Source organism: Solirubrobacter ginsenosidimutans, from assembly GCF_027587205.1.
Window position 1 is genome coordinate 14305 of record NZ_JAPDOD010000008.1, and the last position, 16768, is coordinate 31072.

Consider the following 16768-nt stretch of genomic DNA (forward strand, 5'->3'; position numbering starts at 1 on the left):
GTCGGCCGCCGATGTTCGTCCTCCTGCTCACCTACATCAAGCCGCTGCCCGAAGTCGATGCCCTGATGCGCAAGCACATGGCGTGGCTGAACGAGCAGTACGCGGCGGGCCGCTTCATCGTCTCGGGCCGCCGCATCCCCCGCACCGGCGGGGTGATCCTCGCCCGCGGCGACGACCTCGAGGAGATCGAGGCGCTCGCGGCGAGCGACCCGTTCGTCTCCGGCGGGGTCGCGACCGTCGAGATCGTCCAGTTCCGCGCCTCCCAGACCGCCAAGGGCCTCGACGCGCTTCTCTGACCTCGGTCGCGCGCGTCTCCGTGCGCATATCGTCGGCGTATCGAAAACCGCATACGTCCTGGCAACACCGCGCCGGTTGAAATGGCGGTGTGACTCCCAGTAGACCGGCACGAACAACGACCCGGCGGGCCCGGATTCGCAGGCGCCGCGCCGCCGCCGTGCTCACCGCCGTCGTGGCGATCACCGCAGCTCTCGGCTCCCAGTCGCTGGTGTCGTCGCCCTCCGCGGCGGCGTCTTCGCCCCCGCCGCCCGCCGACCGCTCCCGCGACGAGCGGGGCGATGTGCTCGGCGAGGCCGGCGGTGCCGTCCCCGGCGGCACGACGGTCTTCGATGACGAGGTTCCGGGTGTCGCCAACCTCGATCGGGCGCTCCTGCGTGCCCTGCGCCGGGCTGCGACGGCCGCAGCGAACGACGGCGTGGAGTTCGTCGTCGACAGCGGCTGGCGTTCGCCGGACTACCAGGAGCGACTCCTTCGTGAGGCGGTTCTGCAGTACGGCTCACAGGCGGAAGCGGCCCGGTGGGTGGCCACGCCGACCACGTCCGCTCACGTGTCGGGGCAGGCGGTCGACATCGGGCCCGCCGATGCCGCGGCGTGGCTGTCCGGACACGGCGCCGCGTACGGGCTGTGCCAGGTCTACGGCAACGAACCCTGGCACTACGAGCTGCGCCCGGAGGCCATCGCTCAGGGCTGCCCGGCCATGTATGCCGACCCGACGCACGATCCAAGGATGCAGCAGTGAAGAGCAGCTCTCGGCCGCTGGCCGCCCTCGCCATGGTCGTCCTGATCGGCGCGGGCTGTGGCTCGAACGCACCATCAGAGACCGGCAACGAGCACGCCACCAACCAGGACGCCGCGGTGAAGTTCGCCGAGTGCATGCGCGACAACGGCGTCAGCCAGTTCCCGGACCCGGACGCGTCCGGCGCTTTGACCATCGACGGGGTCTTGAATGGCTCGTCGATCGACCCGAACGGCGCAGCCTGGAAGCGGGCCAGCGCCGCGTGCAAAGACCTGCAGCCATCCGGGTTCACGGGCCCCGGGAAGCGGAGCCCCAAGCAGCAGTCGGCGGGCCTCGAGTTCGCCCAGTGCATCCGCGAGCACGGCGTGAAGGACTTTCCGGACCCGCTCAACGGCGAGCCCCTCGTCGACACGAATCGCATCCCGTCCGCCGCGACCAGCGATGGCATGACGATTCTCAACGCCGCGATGCAGCAGTGCCGCGATCTCGGGGCGAAGGCCATCAAGGGCCAGCGGTGAGGCGGAAGACGTGGGCGCTGGCGGCGGCGGCCGTCCCGGTTGCCGTAGCCGCGACCGGCGGCGCGGTCGTCGCGTCCGGTTCGCGGGACGCGACGCCGTCCGTGCCCCAGGCGACGGCGAACACCGTGAAGGTGCAACGGGGAGAGCTCTTCTCGATGGTCTCGCTCAATGGGACCCTGACGTATCGGGCGCGTTCGGACGGCGCGCCGTACTCCGCGATCAACCAGGCCCGCGGGATCTACACCGAGCTCCCCGGCGAAGGCGACACGGTCGACTGCGGCGACGTGTTCTACCGAGTGGACGAGGACCCGGTGCTGCTGCTGTGCGGCACGATCCCGGCCTACCGGGACCTGCATGTCGGCGATACGGGCAAGGACGTCCGGCAGCTCAACCGAAACCTGCACGCGACCGGCTCCAGGTTCACCTCGAAGACCAAGCAGGCGCTCAAGCAGCTCCAGCGCCGCAAGGGCATCCACGCGACCGGAGCGCTCGAGCTCGGCGACGCGGTCTTCCTGCCCAAGCCGGCCACGATCTCCAAGGTGACCGGCAAGCTCGGTGCATCCGCCCGGCCGGGCGCACCGGTCGCCGAGGCCACATCCGACACGCTCGAGGTGCAGGTGGAGCTCGACGCGACGCAGCAGGGCGAAGTCACGAAGGGCGACCGCGCGCGGATCACCCTGCCCGGCAACACGTCGGCGACGGGAAGGGTCGACCGGCTCGGGAAGATCGCGCGGACCGCCGGGAAGGACGGCGACCCCCAGAGCGCGACGATCCCGGCCTCCATCCGCCTCGACGAGCCGAAGCAGGCGCGCGGGCTCGACAAGGCGCCGGTCCAGGTGGACATCACGACCCAGGGCGTGCAGAGCGCCCTGAGCGTCCCCGTCACCGCGCTCGTCGGGAGGTCCGGCGGCGGGTTCGCGGTCGAGGTCGTGCGCGACGGCGGGCGACGTGAGCTGGTCGCCGTGAAGCTGGGCCTGTTCGACACCGCCGGCGGACGAGTCGCCGTCGAGGGCGACATCGACGAAGGCGATTCCGTCGTGGTGCCGTCGCTATGAGTGACGAAGCGGTCCTCGAGCTGGACGCGGTCACCAAGGTCTACGGCGAGGAGCCCCCGGTGTCGGCGCTGCGGGGGGTGTCCTTCCTCGTCCGGCGGGGGGAGCTCGTGGCGATCGTCGGGCCGTCCGGGTCGGGCAAATCCACCCTGCTGCACGTCATCGGGACATTGGAGCGGCCCAGCAGCGGCGTGGTCCGGATCGGCGGGGTCGATGCGGCGCGGCTGAGCGACCGCGAGCTGTCGCTGCTGCGGGCCCGGGAGATCGGGTTCGTCTTCCAGCAGTTCTTCCTGGCCGAACATGCCACGGCGCGCGAGAACGTCGCCGACGGGCTGCTCTACGCCGGCGTCCCCCCCGCCGAGCGCTACCGGCGCGCGGATGCGGCGCTCGAACGGGTCGGCCTCTCCGAACGCGCGCGCTTCAAGCCCACCAAGCTCTCCGGAGGGGAGCGGCAGCGGGTGGCGATCGCCCGGGCGCTCGTCGGACGTCCGGCGATCGTGCTCGCCGACGAGCCCACCGGGAACCTCGACAGCGCCACCGGCGCATCGATCATGGAGCTCATCCGCGAGCTCAACGCGGCCGGCGCCACGATCCTCATGATCACCCACGACGCGGCCCTCGCCGAGCAGCTGCCGCGCCAGATCCGCATGCTGGACGGTCAGGTGGTGGCGTGAGTGCCAAGGGCGGACGCCTGCGGCTGAAGGACTGGCTGCGGGTGACGAGTGTCGGGCTGCGCGTCCGGCCGCTGCGCGCCGCGCTGTCCGCGCTCGGGATCGCGATCGGGACAGCAGCGATCGTGGCGGTCCTCGGCCTGACGTCCTCGTCGCAGGCCGGGCTGCTCGCCGAGATCGACCGGCTCGGCACGAACCTGCTGACCCTCGAAGCCGGGCAGAGCCTCACCGGGGCGGAGGCGAAGCTGCCGCTCGAGGCCCCGGCGCGGATCACGCACCTGGACGACGTCCAGCTCGTGGCACACACCGCGCTGATCAAGCGCAAGTACGTCTACCGCAACTCGCTGATCCCGGTGGGCAACACCGGTGGGCTGCAAGTACGGGCCACCAGCCTGAACCTGCTCTCCGTGCTGGACACCGGCCTCGCCCGCGGCGCCTGGCTGAACCCGGGGACCGCCCGCGAGCCGGTCGCGGTGCTCGGCTCGGCCGCCGCGCGGCGACTGGGCGTCGACCGGATCTTCCCCGACCAGCGGATCCGGCTGGGAGGCCAGTGGTTCAACGTCGCGGGCGTCTTGACGAGTTCGCCGCTCGAGCCCGACATCGACAGCAGCGCCTTGATCGGCTACCCGGCCGCCCAGCGCTACCTCGGCTACATCAGCCTCATCCAGGGCGCGCCGCAGGCCGGTCCGCCGAGCTCGATCTACGTGCGCGCGGACACCGACCATGTCGCGACGGTGCAGGCGCTGCTCGCGCCGACCGCCGACCCCGAGGCGCCCAACGAGGTCGACGTCAGCCAGCCGTCCGACGTGCTCACCGCCCGCGCCGCCGCGGCGGGAGCGTTCGACAGCCTGTTCCTCGGGCTCGGTGTCGTCGCACTGATCGTGGGTGCCGTCGGCGTCGCCAACATCATGATCATCTCGGTGCTGGAGCGCCGCTCGGAGATCGGCCTCCGGCGCGCTCTCGGCGCGACCAAGAGCCAGATCCGCACACAGTTCCTCGGCGAGTCGATCCTGCTCGCGCTGATCGGCGGCGTGGTCGGCGTGCTGGCCGGGATCGCGGCCACGGCCATCTACGCCGGCACGAAGGGCTGGGACACCGTGATCCCGGCCGATGCCTGGGCGGGCGGCATCGCCTCAGCCATCCTGATCGGCGCGTTCGCCGGCCTGATGCCGGCCGTCCGAGCGTCCCGGCTGCCGCCCACGGTCGCACTGCGAACCGCATGAGGAGCGGGTTCTCATGAGCGCCGCCTAGTCCTCACGGTGGGCGGGTAGCGTCGGCGACGATGACGCGGTTCGCCCCCTTCGCCGCAGCGACGGCGCTGCTGATCGTCACCGTGCTCGCGGCGGTGCTCACCGGCGCGACCGCGTGGATCGTCATCGCCGCCCTGCTCGCGCTGCTCGTCGCGGTCGGGCTCTATGACCTGGCGCAGCGCAGGCACAGCATCCTGCGCAACTACCCGCTGATCGGCCACGCCCGCTTCGGCCTCGAGGCGCTGCGGCCGGAGCTGCAGCAGTACTTCATCGAGCGCAACACCGACGGGCGGCCGTATGACCGCGACACGCGGACCTCGATCTATGAGCGCGCCAAGGGCATCAAGGACGAGCAGGCGTTCGGCACCGAACGCGATGTCACCGCGCCCGGGTACGAGTGGCTGCTCCACTCGATCGCGCCGCTCGAGCCGCCAGACCGCCTGCCGACCGTGCGGATCGGCGGACCCGACTGCTCCCAGCCTTACGAGATGGCGCTGCTCAACGTCTCGGCGATGAGCTTCGGCGCGCTCTCCGGCGCCGCGCTGCGGTCGCTCAACGCGGGTGCGAAGGCCGGCGGCTTCGCCCACGACACCGGCGAGGGCGGCCTGACCAAGTACCACCTCGAGCACGGGGGAGACCTGATCTGGGAGCTCGGCAGCGGCTACTTCGGCGCCCGCACGCGCGACGGCGGGTTCGACGGCGGCGAGTTCCGCGACAAGGCCGCCCACGCCAGCGTCAAGTGCGTCTCGCTCAAGCTCAGCCAGGGCGCCAAGCCCGGCATCGGCGGCCAGCTGCCCGGCAGCAAGGTCACCAAGGAGATCGCCGAGGCGCGCGACGTGCCGCAGGGGAAGTCCTGCGACAGCCCCTCCGCGCACACGGCGTTCTCGACCCCGCGCGAGCTGATCCGCTTCATCGCGCGGCTGCGCGAGCTCAGCGGTGGCAAGCCCGCCGGCTTCAAGCTCTGCGTTGGCTCGCGGCGTGAGCTGCTGGCGATCTGCAAGGCGATGCTCGAGGAGGGAACGGCGCCCGACTTCATCATCGTCGACGGCGCCGAGGGCGGGACCGGCGCGGCGCCGATGGAGTACGCCGACCACGTCGGCACGCCGCTCACCGAGGGTCTGATGACCGTGCACAACGCGCTCGTCGGCGCCGGCCTGAGAGATCGCGTGAGGATCGGTGCCAGCGGCAAGGTCGCGACCGGCAGTGACATCGTCAAGCGCCTCGCGCAGGGCGCCGACTACACCAACGCGGCGCGGGCGATGATGATGGCCGTCGGCTGTATCCAGTCGCAGGAATGCCATCTCAACACGTGCCCGGTGGGCGTCGCGACGCAGGACCCGAAGCGTGCCCGGGCACTCGACGTGCCGGACAAGACGGAGCGCGTCCGCCGCTATCAGGCGGCCGCGGTGAAGGAGGCGGTGCGCATCATGGCGTCCATGGGCGTCGACGACCCGGCGAAGCTCGAGCCGCAGCACCTGATGCGCCGCGTCAACGAGCACACGACGTGCAGCTACGCCGAGCTCTACGAATGGCTCGAGCCGGGCGAGCTCGCGAGCGGCGACCCGCGTGAGAGCTGGGCCGCCGACTGGCACCGCGCGAGCGCGGAAGCGTTCGCATGAGTACCGTCGCCGAGCACATCGTCACCGCCCTCGCCCAGCAGGGCGTCAAGACCGTCTGGGGCGTCGTCGGCGACGCGCTGAACCCGGTCACGGACGCGATCCGGCGCAACGACGACATCGACTGGGTCGGCGTGCGCCACGAGGAGGCGGGTGCGTTCGCAGCGTCCGCGCAGGCCCAGCTCACCGGCGGGCTCGGCGTCTGCATGGGCACCGTCGGCCCCGGCTCGATCCACCTGCTCAACGGGCTCTACGACGCGAAGAAGTCGCACGCGCCGGTGCTCGCGCTGTGCGGCCAGGTGCCACTTGCGGAGCTGGGCTCGGACTTCTTCCAGGAGGTCAACAACGACGTCGTGTTCGCCGACGTCGCGGTCTTCAACCACACGATCACCAGCCCGGAGCAACTCCCCGGGATGCTCGAGCGAGCGGTCCAGGCCGCGTTGAGCGAGCGCGGCGTCGCCGTGCTCACGCTGCCTGGCGACGTCGGCGGGCTCGACCTCCCCAAGGGCAAGCCGGAGGCGCGCTTCATCGCCCCGCCGGCGCAGGTCGTCCCGGACGCCGACGCGGTCCGCGACGCCGCCGAACGGATCGACGCGGCCGGGAAGGTCACCCTGCTCGTGGGGATCGGGGCGCGTGAGGCGCGCGAGGAGGTGCTCGCGCTCGCCGAGAAGCTGTCGGCGCCGATGGTCCTGACACTCAAGGCCAAGGAGGGGCTCGAGCGCGAGAACCCGTTCCAGGTCGGCCAGACCGGGCTGATCGGCAACCCCGCCGCGCGCCGCGCGCTCGATCAGTGCGATCTGCTGCTGATGCTCGGCACCGACTTCCCGTACAGCGACTGGTATCCGGAGGGCAAGGTGGTCGTGCAGGTGGACGAGCGCGGCGCGCATCTCGGTCGCAGAACGCCCGTCGACGCCGGCATCGTGGGCGACGCGGGGCTGACCGCCCGCGCCCTGCTCGACCGCGTGAGCGCGAAGGCCGACCGCGACCACCTCGAGGACGCCGCCGGGCGCTACGCGTCCTGGCGCGAGGACCAGAAGCAGCTCGCCGATCCGAAGTTCGAGGACAGCGGCTTGGTGCACAAGCTGCGCGCGAAGTTCGACAACCCGGACCAGCGCATCCGCCCCGAGGCGCTCGCGGACGCGCTGAACACCTACGCCGCCGCCGACGCGATCTTCACCTCCGACACCGGCATGTCGACGGTCTGGCTGTCGCGCTTCGTCGAGCTGCACGGCACCCGCCGCCTCGTCGGCTCCTACAACCTCGGCTCGATGGCCAACGCGATGCCGCAGGCGCTCGGCGCGCAGGCCCTGGACAAGGCGCGCCAGGTGATCGCGTTCTGCGGCGACGGCGGCCTGACGATGCTGCTCGGGGACGTGATCACCGCGGTCGCCTACGAGCTCCCGGTCAAGCTCGTCGTCTTCGACAACGGGCGCCTGGGCATGGTCAAGCTGGAGCAGGAACAGGGCGGGCTGCCCGAGTTCGGCACCGTCCTCGCCAACCCGGACCTCGCGGCGGTCGCCCGCGCGATGGGCCTGCACGGCATCCGCGTCGAGGGCGCCGACACCCTTCACGACGCCGTCCGCGAGGCGCTCGCCCACCCCGGCCCGGTGCTCCTGGATGTCATCACCAACCCCGACGAGATCTCGCTCCCGCCGCGCGTCAAGGTCGCCGACGGCTGGGGCTTCGCGGTCGCCAAGCTCAGCGAGGAGCTCGAAAGCCGCCGCAGCTGAACCACGCCCGATATGGTCTCGCCGGATACCGGGCATGGACGACGCGGGGCAACACGGGGAGTTCATTCTCGGCGAGTCGTTCGCCGCGATCCTCACGGAGACGACGCAGTCGCTCGTCTGCGTCTACGACCGCGAAGCCAGGATCGTGCTGTTCAACGACGCGTGCGAGCGCGCCACCGGCTTCTCGCGCGAAGAGGTCCTCGGCAGGGACGCGCGCGACTTCGTGATCCCGAGTGAGGAGCGCGAGGCGTTCGGCGACTTCCTCGAGTACGTGTGGAAGACCGGCACGCCGAGCCCGCAGGTCGGCCACTGGCAGACGAAGTCCGGCGGCCGGCGGCTGATCGCCTGGTCCAACCGGCCGATGACCGACAAGGCCGGCGAGTACATCGCGCTCGTCACCACCGGCATCGACCTGACCGACCGCGAGTCCCTGCGCGACGAGGAGGACCGCGCGCTGCAGGGTGACCCGGAGGCCAAGCTCGCGCAGATCTCGCGGCTGGCGTCCGAGCAGCGCGCGCTGCGCCGGGTCGCCACGCTGGTCGCCGCCGAGGTCGACCCGGACCGCGTCTTCATGGCCGTCTCCGAGGAGTGCGCCCGGGTGCTGCAGGTCAACTCCTCAGCGGTCTTCCGCTACAGCGACGACGGCCGCGCGACGATCGTCGGCCGCCACAACCGCGACAGCGTCTCGGTGCTGGGCGTCGGCGAGGTGCTCGAGGCCAAGGAGAGCTCGGCGATCGGCCGCGTGCTGCGCACCGGCGCGCCCGCCCGGATCGACGACTGGGGCGGCGTGCGCGACGAGAGCGAGATCGCCGAGGCGATCTTCCGCGTCGGCTACCGCTCGTCCGCGGCCGCGCCGATCGTCGTCGCCGGCCGGCTCTGGGGCGCGGTCGCGATCACGAGCCAGGACCCGCTCCCCGAGGACAGCGAGGATCGGCTCGGCGCATTCTGCGAGCTGGTCTCGCTCGCGGTCGCGAGCGCGCAGGCGCGGGCGGACCTGATCGCCTCCCGCGCCCGCCTGGTCGAGGCGGGCGACGAGCAGCGCCGGCGGCTGGAGCGCAACCTCCACGACGGCGCCCAGCAGCACCTCGTCTCCGTCGCGGTCAAACTGCGCGTGGCTCGCTCACAGCTCGCCGCCAAGCCGGAGATCACGGCGCGCCTGCTCGACGAGGCGATGCAGGAGCTCGGCACCGGCCTGGAGGAGCTGCGCGAGATCGCGCGCGGCCTGCACCCCGCGATCCTGGGCGAGCACGGCCTGGGCCGCGCGCTGGAGGTGCTGGCCAACCGCCTCCCGGTCACCGTCGAGCTCGACGTCCTCACCGAGCGCCTCGCCGACCACCTGGAGGCGACGACCTACTACATCGTCTCCGAGGCGTTGACCAACGTCGCCAAGCACGCCCGCGCCGATCGCGCCCGGGTGACCGTCGCACTGGACGGGAATGTCCTGCGCTGCGAGATCTCAGACGACGGCCGCGGCGGCGCCGACGCCGCGCTCGGCACTGGCATCGTCGGCCTCCGCGACCGCGCCGAGGCCGCGGGTGGAACGCTCGCGGTCATCAGCCCTCCCGGCCTCGGGACCGTCGTCACGGCCGCGCTGCCGCGGTCGGATCGCTAGCCGCCGCGACCAGCTCGCGCTCGATCTCGTCCGTCCAGTCGACCACGACGCCTCCGATCGCGCGCGCCTCGCGGATCAGCGACAGGTTGTTCGCCGTGGAGCCGGGTTCCCATGGCTCTCGCACCGCCGCCAGCGCGGCCATCGCACCGGCCATCGCTTCTTCGCGGTCCCCGCCGACCACCGCGAGCTCGAGCCGCGTCGCATGATCCCAATAGTCCGGTGCCCCGCTGTCGATCCGGCGGCGGTTCGCGTACGCCACGACCGGCACCAGCGCGCGCTGGTCCTTGCCGCCCGGCTCGCGGATCTCCATCAGCGTCACCGCGTTGACCCCGGGATACGCATCGCGCCAGTCGGCCTCGAAGCCGCGCAGGTAGGCGCCGATCGCCTTGTCGAGATGCCCGCGGGCCTTGAGCACGGACCCGGCGCGCTCCTTGTCCCAGCGATCCTTGTAGACGCGGCCGAGCAACCCGTAGGTCTCGCTGCTGGGCCCGTGGCTGGCGATCAGTTCCTGCACCACCCGCTCGGCCTCCGACGACCGGCCGGCACGGTTGAGGGCGAATCCGTACTGCTCGCGCACCATCAACGTGCGGCGGATCGGCTCGGGCACCGACTCGACCAGGCGTGTCATGTCGTCCCACGCTCGGGCGGCGCGGTAGGAGAGCAGCAGATCGACCAGGACGCCGGCCTCGACGTCCTCGAACCGGCCGAGCCGGCGCTCTTCGTCGCGCAGCGAGTCGGCGCCCTGGGCCCGAGCGTTCGCCAGACGTTGCTTGGTGGCGACCGAGTACTCGGCGCGCTCCCGGAAGACGTCGGTCTTCAGCCGGTCGATCTCGGGCCGCGAGAGATCGCCGATGAGCTGGAACACCGGGCTGTCGGTCAGCGCGTCGCGCGCCGCCTCGAGCGATTTGACGATCGGCGCCTTGTCCGCGGCCGGGTCAGCCGGTCGCCCACTGCGGTCGAGCTTGTAGCGCACGGCGCGGTCGGGCGCGAGATCGAACGGGGGGCGATTGATGTCGGCGTTGACCAGGACGGTGGAGTACGGCCGGACGGCGTGCCTCACGCCGAGTTCGTAGAACACGTTCGCGTTGGCCGTCGTCAGGTCGGCGATCGCGTAGTCGGAGAGGATCAGCCGCTCGTACATCGGCTTGTGGATGATGCCGCCGACGAGTTCCTGGTCGGCGCGCAGCGGATCGAGCTCCGCCTCGCGGATCGCGGGGGCGAGCAGGTCGGCGTACACCGCGTCGAAATCGACCGTGCCGCCGCGGCCGTCCGGCTTGATGCCGAACGGCATGACGACGAAGCAGAGCGGGTGTTGGGCCACGCGCGACAGCCTACGCCGCGGCAGCGGGCAGTCGTTCGTCTCGTGCAGGTCGCGACTTTCCGGGAGCTCAGCTAGGGTCCGGGCGAGATGAGCGTCAGCACCGGCGCGTCCGCCGTCGAGCGCGCCTGGCAGCAGCAGAGCGTGTGGTCGCAGGTCGCCGACCGCCTCAAGCGCGACCTGGAGGGCAATCGCAGGATGGTCCTGGCGATGACGGTCCTCGGCGCAGTGCTGTCGGGTGGCGCGGTGGTCGCCGGGCTCGAGTCCAGCCTCGGCAAGGGACTCGCGGCGCTGGGCGGCGCGGCGGTCGCCCTCGCGGCGCTCGCGCGCGGGCGCGCGGGCGCGGCGACGGTGCGCGATTGGACGCGTGCGCGCTCGGTGTCCGAGGCGCTCAAGTCGGAGGTCTACGTGTACCGGGCGGGTGTCGGCGCCTACGCGAAGCCGGACGGCGACCGCATCCTCGAGGAGCGCACCGAGATGGTCGAGCGCGACGCCGCGGACCTCGCGCCGCGCAAGGCCGGCGTCGAGCCCGTGCCGCGCGAGCTGCCGCCCGTCACCGACGCCGCCACCTACCTGGACGAGCGCGTCGGCGGTCAGATCAGCGGCTTCTACCGGCCGCGTGCCGCCGATCTCCAGCGCAAGCTCGCGCGCGTCCGCGACGCGCAACTCGCGCTCTCGGTCGCCGGTGTCGTGGCCGCCGCCGTCGCGGCGTTCACCGAGAGCGACGCGGTCGCGATCTGGGTCCCGGTGCTCACGACCGTCGCCGCGGCGGTGGCCACCCACGCGGCCGCGCAGCGCTACGAGTACCTGCTCGTCGAGTACGTCCGCACCACCGACGAGCTCGAGCGCCTGCGTGACCGCCGCGGGTCGGCGGCGGCCATGAGCGACGAAGCCCTGATCCGCGCCGCCGAACACGTCATCTCGGTCCAGAACGAAGGGTGGATGGCGAAGCTGACCACTACGGCTTGATCGCCAGCACCGACACGCTGGTCACGCCGTAGCGCTCGACGGCGCGCTGGGCCCGCGGGGAGAGGAATTGGTAGGCGGGGTTCGTGCGCACGGTCTGGACGCGCAGACCGGCGGCCTCGATCGCCTCGAGGTAGGGGGTGAGCGGGACGGCGCCCGCGATGCACGCCGCCCACAGGGACACGTTGCCGCGCGTCCGCTCGGCGAGATGCAGCTCGGAGACGATGTCGGCGAGCGCGAGCCGGCCGCCCGGCCGCAGCGCCCACGCGGCCGCGTCGAAGACGGCCCGCTTGTCGGGCGCGAGGTTGATGACGCCGTTGGAGATCACGACGTCGATGCTTCCGCCCTCGACCGGCGGGGACTCGATCAGACCTTCGACGAACTCGACGTTGTGGGGCGCGTTCCGGCGGGCCTTGGCGAGCTGGGCGTCGGTCATGTCGACGCCGACGACGTGCCCGCCGGTGCCCGCGAGGTGGGCGGCGGCGAACGAGTCGGTGCCCGAACCCGAGCCGAGGTCGAGGACGCTCGCGCCCGGCTGGATGCCGGCGAGGTCGAGGAAGTGGCCGACCCCGGCGAACGAGTCCAGCGCCTCGGACGGGATCGCGTCGAGCCACTCGGGCGGATAGCCGAGCCGCAGCGCCAGCGGCCGGCCGATCTCGAAGTGGTAGTCGCCGCCGGGGTCGCGGGCGACGTCGCGGTACATGGCGCGGATCTCGTCGCGCAGCGCGGCGGTGTCGAACAGTGCGGTGCTCATGGGGTGGTGTCTCCAGTTTCGAAGTTCAGTTCAGGACGAGTGCGCGGCCGGCGACGGCGTCGATGAACGCGTTCGCGGCCTGCGCGTGGGCGAACAAGGCGAGCGTGTCGGCCCCGTCGGCGTCGACGAGCGCCGCCGCGCGGGACAGGGTCGCCTGGGCGGCGGAGAGCTCGATCGCGCGCGGGCTGTCGGACCCTTCGGCGACGCCGAGCGAAACGGACGCGTCCAACAGCTCCGCGAGCAGCCTGTGCTCCAGGCCTGCGTCCTCGATGAAGCCGTGGCCGAGGACGACGCCGTCGCTCACGACCTCGCGCAACGCGGCGGCGAGTCGCGACGAGCGACCGGCCGACCAGCGCCGGACGAGCGCCAGCACGGCGGCCAGGTGCACGTTGACCTCGGAGGCGAGCGCGGCATCGCCCCGGGCGAGGCGGCTGGAGGCGACGACGACGTCGTGCACCGAGGTCACGCCGAGCCCGCCGAGCTCGGCGGGGATCGGCGCGGTGAAGAAGCCCGCCCGCTTGAGCGCCGCGACGCCCGTGTGCGGGAACGAGGCGTCGCGCTCGCCCAGCTCACCCGCCAGCCGCACCAGCCAGGCGCCGGGCCCGGTCGTGGCCTGGAGCTCGATCATCGCTCAGACGACGCTGACCTCGACCGGCACGCCGTTGGCGACCATGTCGAAGACGGCGGAGCGAGCCTGCGCGTGCTCGACGAGCTCGTGCAACGTGTCGTCGGGCGCGTCGCCCTCGACGATGAACGTGACGCGGATCTTCGTGAAGCCGTTGCGCGCCTCGTCGGAGAGGCCGAGCGCGCCGCGGACGTCCATGTCGCCCTCGAGGATCGACTCGACCGCGGTGAGCTTGATCTTGCGCGCCGCCGCCGCGTAGACGAGCGTCGTCGTCAGGGACGCCGCGAGGGCGTGCAGGAGGTACTCGGCCGGGTTGGGGCCGGTGTCGGCGCCGAGCAGGACCGCGGGCTCGCCGGCGTCGACGGTGAAGGCCTCGGCGCGGGAGACGTTCTCCTCGCCGGCGCCGTAGAAGACCTGGATCGAGGACTGGCTGTGGGCGCCGTCGACCCACTGGTTGTGGGCGCGGAACTGGAAGACGCCGAGCGCGGGCTCGGCCTTGATCGCGTCCAACGTGTCGTACAGCTGAGTGCTGTCGACGCCGTTGCGCACGCGGTCGATGACCTGCGTCATGGGTGACTCCTGGGGAGGATCGTGGGGAGGAGTCGAATGTCGCGTACGCGGCGGTCCGCCGCAACGGTAGGGTTTTCTGCGTACGACCCGAGGGATTTCAGTCGCTGCTGGAACGGGACTCGGAACTCGAGGCGCTTCGCGGTGCCTGCGAGCGAGCCGCGGCGGGCTCGGGCGGGCTCGCCCTGATCGAGGGCGCAGCGGGCGCGGGCAAGACCGCGTTGATGGACGCGGCCGCCGTGGCCGCCGAGGATGCGGGGCTGCTGGTGCTGCGGGCGCGCGGCGCGGAGCTCGAGCGCGCCTTCGGCTTCGGCGTCGTCCGCCAGCTGTTCGAGCCGGCGCTGCGCCGGGACCTGTTCACCGGCGCCGCGCGCCTCGCCGCTCCCGTGCTCGGGCTCGAGCTCGGGGCGGAGCTCTCCGACGATCCGTTCGCCGCACGGCACGGGCTCTACTGGCTGACCGCCAACCTCGCGGCGGAGCGGCCCCTCGCACTGCTGGTCGACGATGCGCACTGGGCCGACACCGCGTCGATCGGCACGCTCGCCCACCTCGCCAACCGGCTGCAGGGGATCGGCGTCGCCTTGATCGTGGCCGCGCGCGCAGAGGACGCGTCGCCGGTGCTCGAGGCGTTGCGCGCGCATGCGAGCCTGGCGATCGGCGTGCACCCGCTGGGGGAGACCGCCGCGGCGGCGGTGGTGCGCGCGATCGCGCCGTCCGCGGATGCGGCGCTGTGCCACGCCTGCCACACCGCGACGGGCGGCAACCCGTTCCTGCTGCGGGAACTCGCCCGCTCGCTCGCCGGCGACAGCGCCGAGCGCCGGCCGATCGGCGCTCTCGCTCGCGCGTTGCGCGCGGATGATCCGGCCGCCGCGGCGCAGAGCCCTGCGAGTGTCACGCGCGAATTCGCCGCGCGGCTGCAGCGCCTGGGCGACGCGGCTGAGCGGCTCGCGCGCGCCGCGGCGGTGCTCGGCGGCGGCGTGTCACTGCGCCGCGCGGCGACGCTCGCCGAGCTCGACGACGCCACCGCGGCCGCCGCCGCCGACGCGCTGATCGCCGGCGGCGTCCTGCGCGGAGCGCACCCGCTCGAGTTCCTGCACCCGCTGATCGGTGCCGCCGTCTACGCGGGCATCGGCCCCGCCGCGCGCTCGCGTGACCACGGCCGTGCGGCGCACCTGCTCGCGCGGGAGGCCGAGTCGCCCGAGCGCGTCGCCGCCCAGTTGCTGCGCTGTCCACCGTCCGGCGATCCGTGGGCGTTCGAGCAGCTCACGGCCGCGGCGCGGCTGGCCGGGGCGGGCGGGGCGGCCGACGCCGTCGCGACCTATCTGCAGCGCGCCCTCGACGAGCCCGCACCGCCCGAGCGCCGCGCCGAGGTCCTGCTCGGCCTCGCCCGCGCCGAGGCGAACTTCGCTGCCGGCCGCGCCGTCGCCCACCTGCGCGAGCTCCTCGAGGGTGAGGTTGAGGTCGAGGGTCGGTTCGCGGCGACGATGCTGCTCGCCGGGCTGCTCGGTCAGACGGGCCAGGCGCCCGCCGCGGCCGACGTGCTCGAGCAGCAGTTCGGCGCGTTCGCCGAGCGCCCCGACCTGCGCGGACCCGCCGAGGCCGCGCTCGCCAACATCGCCCGCATCGATCCCGCCACCCGCCGGCGCGCGGACGCCGTGATCGCGCGCATGCGCGCGCGGGTGCTCCAGGGGGAGCGGGACCCAGCCGTGCTGGGCACGATCGCGGCCGAGCTCGCGATGGCCGGCGAACCGGCCGCGGAGGTCGCGGCGGTCGCCGAGCGCGCCGTGGTCGGCGTCGATGCCAGCTCGACCACCGCCACGGACTGGTCCTGGTACAACGCCGTCCGCTCGCTAGTCATCGCGGAGCGCTACGAGACCGCGCTGCACGCGCTGGATCTCGCCTTCGAGCGTCACCGCGAGCGTGCCGCGGTGCTCGACGTCGGCGGCGTGCTGATCTTCCGCGCCGAGCTCTACGTGCACAGCGGCGACCTGGTCAACGCCGAGGTCGACGCCCGCAGCCTGCACGAGATCGCGACCGTCTACGGCTGGCCGCTCGGGCTCGGGATGGCGGTCGCGGCGCTGGGCGAGGTGCTGATCGAGCGAGGCGAGCTCGTCGAGGCGGAGCGGGCCGTCTTCGACGGTTCCTACAACCTGGCGGCCGCGGCGCTCCCGCACGTCTACATGACCCTCTGGGTGCTGCGGGTGCGCGGGTTGCTCCGGATCGCCCAGGGTCGCCTCGAGGAGGCGGCGGTGGAGTTGCGCGAGTGTGGCCGGCGGGCGCTTGCCATGGACCACCTCAACCCCGCCGTGCTGGTCTGGCGCGCGCACCTGGCGGTCGTGCTGCACCGGCTCGGGGACCACCAGGAGGAGGCCGAGGCGCTGATCGAGGAGGAGCTCGAACGGGCGCGCGGGTTCGGCGGCCGCCGCGCGCTGGGGATCGCGCTCTGCGCCGCCGCGCAGGTCACCTCCGACCTCGACCTCCTGCGCGAGGCGGTCGCGACCCTCGACGGCTCTGCGGCGATCCTCGAGACCGCTCGGGCGTATCTCGCGCTCGGCGCCGCGCTGCGCGGCGAAGGTGACATCGACGCCGCGAAGGGGGCACTGCGCCACGCGGTCGACCTCGCTCACCGCAGCGGCGCCCGAGCCATCGAGGAGGCCGCGCTCGCCGAGTTGCGGGCCACCGGCGCGCGCCCGCGGCGGCGGCTGACCACCGGCGCCGGCGCGCTGACACCGAGCGAGCGGCGGATCGCGGAACTCGCGGCGGGCGGGCAGCAGAACCGCGAGATCGCCGAAGCCCTATTCGTCACGACGGCGACCGTCGAGTACCACCTGCGCAACGCCTACCGCAAGCTCGAGATCAACTCGCGCACGCAGCTCACTAACGTCCTGCTGCCGGCAATGCGTGTCGGCTCCGCGACATAAGCCTTCGCCCTTCTCATCAAAGCCCTTCATCGATTGCTCCGATGATTGCGGGGTGGCAAACGGCTGTTCTCGGGTGAGTGACACGCGCAACCAGGATCAAAAGTCGGATGAATGAACCAACTTGTCATCGGCGGC

Annotated in this window: 15 protein-coding genes; 11 read left to right on the forward strand and 4 right to left on the reverse strand. The window is 72.5% G+C overall.

Going from position 1 to position 16768, the window contains the following annotated elements; genetic code table 11:
* Positions 1-11: 11 nt before the first annotated feature.
* From OM076_RS11535 to OM076_RS11575, 9 genes are all read left to right on the forward strand, one after another.
* The gene (locus OM076_RS11535) at positions 12-296 is read left to right on the forward strand and encodes a YciI family protein (RefSeq protein ID WP_270040029.1); all 285 of its coding nucleotides are present in this window, start codon (positions 12-14) and stop codon (positions 294-296) included.
* Positions 297-454: 158 nt separating this feature from the next.
* Positions 455-1036: a M15 family metallopeptidase gene (locus OM076_RS11540; RefSeq protein ID WP_270040030.1), complete on the forward strand. Its 582-nt coding sequence runs from the start codon at positions 455-457 to the stop codon at positions 1034-1036.
* On the forward strand, positions 1033-1551 hold the full coding sequence (locus OM076_RS11545) for a hypothetical protein (protein WP_270040031.1): 519 nt from the start codon (positions 1033-1035) through the stop codon (positions 1549-1551). The genes OM076_RS11540 and OM076_RS11545 overlap by 4 nt, the downstream gene beginning before the upstream one ends.
* Positions 1548-2606 (forward strand): efflux RND transporter periplasmic adaptor subunit, encoded by a 1059-nt coding sequence (locus OM076_RS11550; RefSeq protein ID WP_270040033.1) that lies wholly within the window; start codon positions 1548-1550, stop codon positions 2604-2606. Before OM076_RS11545 ends, OM076_RS11550 begins: the two co-directional genes overlap by 4 nt.
* Positions 2603-3277, forward strand: a complete 675-nt coding sequence (locus OM076_RS11555; RefSeq protein ID WP_270040034.1) for an ABC transporter ATP-binding protein — start codon at positions 2603-2605, stop codon at positions 3275-3277. Before OM076_RS11550 ends, OM076_RS11555 begins: the two co-directional genes overlap by 4 nt.
* Positions 3274-4497, forward strand: coding sequence for an ABC transporter permease (locus tag OM076_RS11560; protein ID WP_270040035.1), 1224 nt, complete (start codon positions 3274-3276; stop codon positions 4495-4497). Before OM076_RS11555 ends, OM076_RS11560 begins: the two co-directional genes overlap by 4 nt.
* A gap of 59 nt (positions 4498-4556) precedes the next feature.
* Positions 4557-6143, forward strand: a complete 1587-nt coding sequence (locus OM076_RS11565) for an FMN-binding glutamate synthase family protein (protein WP_270040036.1) — start codon at positions 4557-4559, stop codon at positions 6141-6143.
* Complete coding sequence (locus OM076_RS11570; RefSeq protein WP_270040038.1) at positions 6140-7870, forward strand: thiamine pyrophosphate-dependent enzyme; 1731 nt, start codon at positions 6140-6142, stop codon at positions 7868-7870. The genes OM076_RS11565 and OM076_RS11570 overlap by 4 nt, the downstream gene beginning before the upstream one ends.
* A gap of 34 nt (positions 7871-7904) precedes the next feature.
* Positions 7905-9482, forward strand: a complete 1578-nt coding sequence (locus OM076_RS11575) for a PAS domain S-box protein (protein ID WP_270040040.1) — start codon at positions 7905-7907, stop codon at positions 9480-9482.
* Here the strand turns inward: OM076_RS11575 and OM076_RS11580 are convergent.
* A complete protein-coding gene (locus OM076_RS11580) occupies positions 9451-10803 on the reverse strand; it encodes a TRAFs-binding domain-containing protein (RefSeq protein WP_270040042.1) in 1353 nt (450 codons plus the stop codon). The genes OM076_RS11575 and OM076_RS11580 overlap by 32 nt on opposite strands.
* An 87-nt stretch (positions 10804-10890) precedes the next feature.
* Here OM076_RS11580 and OM076_RS11585 point away from each other — a divergent pair, with 87 nt between their 5' ends.
* A complete protein-coding gene (locus tag OM076_RS11585; RefSeq protein ID WP_270040044.1) occupies positions 10891-11769 on the forward strand; it encodes a DUF4231 domain-containing protein in 879 nt (292 codons plus the stop codon).
* Here OM076_RS11585 and OM076_RS11590 read toward each other — a convergent pair.
* The 3 genes from OM076_RS11590 to OM076_RS11600 are packed head-to-tail and all read right to left on the reverse strand — an operon-like array spanning position 11759 to position 13715.
* The gene (locus OM076_RS11590) at positions 11759-12520 is read right to left on the reverse strand and encodes a methyltransferase domain-containing protein (protein ID WP_270040045.1); all 762 of its coding nucleotides are present in this window, start codon (positions 12518-12520) and stop codon (positions 11759-11761) included. The genes OM076_RS11585 and OM076_RS11590 overlap by 11 nt on opposite strands.
* Positions 12521-12545: 25 nt before the next feature.
* Entirely contained in the window at positions 12546-13148 is a 603-nt protein-coding gene (locus OM076_RS11595) for an acyl-CoA dehydrogenase family protein (protein ID WP_270040046.1), read from the reverse strand.
* 3 nt (positions 13149-13151) lie between these two features.
* On the reverse strand, positions 13152-13715 hold the full coding sequence (locus OM076_RS11600; RefSeq protein ID WP_270040047.1) for an OsmC family protein: 564 nt from the start codon (positions 13713-13715) through the stop codon (positions 13152-13154).
* Positions 13716-13717: 2 nt separating this feature from the next.
* Here OM076_RS11600 and OM076_RS11605 point away from each other — a divergent pair, with 2 nt between their 5' ends.
* The gene (locus OM076_RS11605; RefSeq protein WP_270040048.1) at positions 13718-16633 is read left to right on the forward strand and encodes an ATP-binding protein; all 2916 of its coding nucleotides are present in this window, start codon (positions 13718-13720) and stop codon (positions 16631-16633) included.
* The last annotated feature ends 135 nt before the right edge of the window (positions 16634-16768 follow it).